This is a genomic window from Okeania sp., assembly GCF_983059655.1.
Map to the genome: position 1 here is coordinate 1 of NZ_CEZPJD010000978.1, position 2,587 is coordinate 2,587.

The window sequence follows — 2,587 nt, forward strand, 5'->3', positions numbered from 1 at the left end:
TTTTAGAGTTAGATGAACGGGAAAAAATATCTCTAATGGTACCTAATTTTTCTAATCTTGAAGTTACAGAAACTATCCCAATAAATAGTAATGGCTTAATGATACCAGAGGAGATACCAGTACAAAAAAATCTGATTACTAATAACAATGATAACCATCAAAATCTCAATGAAATTCAGGTTCAACCACAACTGGATTTAGGAGAAATTGCAGTAAATAAAAATCAGAATAATTCCAACAATATTCAACTTCAGCCACAACAGAAACAAGTAGAGATACCAGCACAAAAAATTAATAATAAAGTTCAGAAAAAACAGATAATTCGGAAAAAAGTAAAAACATCTTCAAATCAGCAGAATAAACTGAAACTAGGAGTTACAGGTTTATTTATAGTATCAGTAATAACAATAACAGCGATGACAGTAGTTGCTTGGGCAACTAAACTTTTTCAAGAAACACAAAATCAACTTCAAAGAGCAGAATATCAGCTAGAAAAAGCAAAATACGAACTTCAAGAAGCACAAGAAGGTACAAAACTAGAACGCAAAGGAATTAGTGCTTTAAGAAAATTTGAAATTGCAGAAATAGAAGCATTACTATCAGCAATGAAAGTTGGAAAAGAACTAAAAGAATTAGTTGTGGGCGATCGCCCACTTCAATATTACCCAGCTACAAGTCCCATATTTGCCTTACAACAAATCCTCAACAATATTCACGAGAAAAATCAAATTCCCAACATCAAAAAAATTACCATGAGTCCTGATGGCCAATTACTCGCCACAGTTAACAATGATGGTACAGCTAAAATCCTCAAATTCTCAGGTCAGTCTGTAGCCCAATTAATAGGACATCAGGGCAAAGTTTCTCACGTTAAATTTTCACCAAAAGGAAATATTTTAGCTACAGCAGGAGATGATGGTACAGCTAGAATCTGGGATTTTCTGGGTAAGCAGCAAGTAGAACTAACAGGCCATAAAGGCCAAATTTGGCAAATTACTTTCAGTCCTGATGGTAAATATATAGCTACAGCAGGAGAAGATGGCACTGCAAGAATTTGGAATATATCAGGCAAGAAAATAGCAATTCTCAAAAAACATCGAGGTCGAATCTTAGATGTCACATTTAGCCCTAATGGTAAATATATAGCAACTGCTGGATGGGATGGGACCGCGAGAATTTGGAATAGATTCGGCGGACAGTTAGCCAGGCTAAGGGGACATAAAGGTAGCGTCGAAAAAGTAATATTCAGTCCAGATGGTCAACGTTTAGCAACTGCTGGATGGGATGGCACAATTAGGGTTTGGCGACGTAGTTCCGGTAAACTACTAACCAAACTTAAGGGAGGTGAAGGGGGGGTCTGGAATGTTAGCTTTAGTCCAGATAGCAAAAGCTTGGCTACAGCAGGAGAAGATGGAGCAGTCGCTATCTGGGATACTTCAGGCCAAGTATTATCAAAACTTCCTGGGCATCAAGGAATTGTTACTAGTGTTAGTTTTAGTCCGGATGGTGAACGTTTAGCTACAGCAGGTAGTGACGGTAGTGTGAAAATTTGGAACAGTAATGGTAATTTGTTAGCCAATCTCAGAGGACATCAAGGCAGGGTTTGGGAGGTTAACTTTAATGCTGATGGACAACGACTATTAACTTTGGGGGAGGATGGTACGGGTAGAATTTGGGAACTAGAAGGTAATCACGAGACAACTCTTCAGGGAGACTCTGATATTTTTGGGTCAGTAAGTTTTAGTCCTAATAGTCAGAAATTAGCAACAGCAGCGGTTGATGGTACCGCCCGAATCTGGGATATTTCGGGAAAGCCTTTAGCTCAATTCAATGGATATCTAGGAATGTTTGGGGATATGAGTTTTAGTCCTGATGGTCAACGTCTAGCTACTGCGGGAGATAGTGGTCAGGGGAGAATTTGGAAGATTTCAGGAGAAGAGTTGATAGAGCTAAAAGGTAAAAAAGGGAGAGCAAAGCAAATTGGTTTTAGTCCAGATGGACAACGTTTAGCAACCGTAGGAGAAGATGGTGTTGCCCGCATTTGGAATAATTCTGGTCAACAGTTGGCTGAGTTAAAAGGGCATAATGGTCGGGTGTTGGATGTGGTTTTTAGTCCAGATGGGCAATATATTGGTACTGCTGGAGAGGATGGTATTGCCAAAATCTGGGATAGTTCTTTTCAGCTTGTGTCAGAATTAAAAGTTATTTCCAGTTGGATTGAGAGTATGGCTTTTAGTCCATATGGAAAGTATATAGTGACGGGAGACAGTAATGGGGTAGTCAAAATTTGGGATTTTTCGGGCAATCAAATTGCAGAGCTGAAGGGGCACATAGGTAGTGTGAGTAATTTGACCTTTAGTGCAGATGGGGAACAGGTGGCTAGTATGGGAAAAGATGGAATGGTAAGAATTTGGGATATTACTGGACGCCAATTAGCTCAACTTGAGAATGCTAAGGCTTTAAGTTTGGATGGTAAATATGTGGCAACTTTGGTGGATAATAATTTACAGTTGTGGCGCATGAAAGGATTAAATGATTTGTTAAAAGGTTCTTGTGATTGGCTTCAAGATTATTTTATTACTCATCC

Annotated in this window: 1 protein-coding gene; it reads left to right on the forward strand. The window is 38.8% G+C overall.

Going from position 1 to position 2,587, the window contains the following annotated elements; genetic code table 11:
• Positions 1 to 2,587, forward strand: a 2,587-nt coding sequence (locus AC3DU7_RS30840) for a WD40 repeat domain-containing protein (RefSeq protein WP_488043050.1), incomplete at both ends; no start/stop codon positions are given.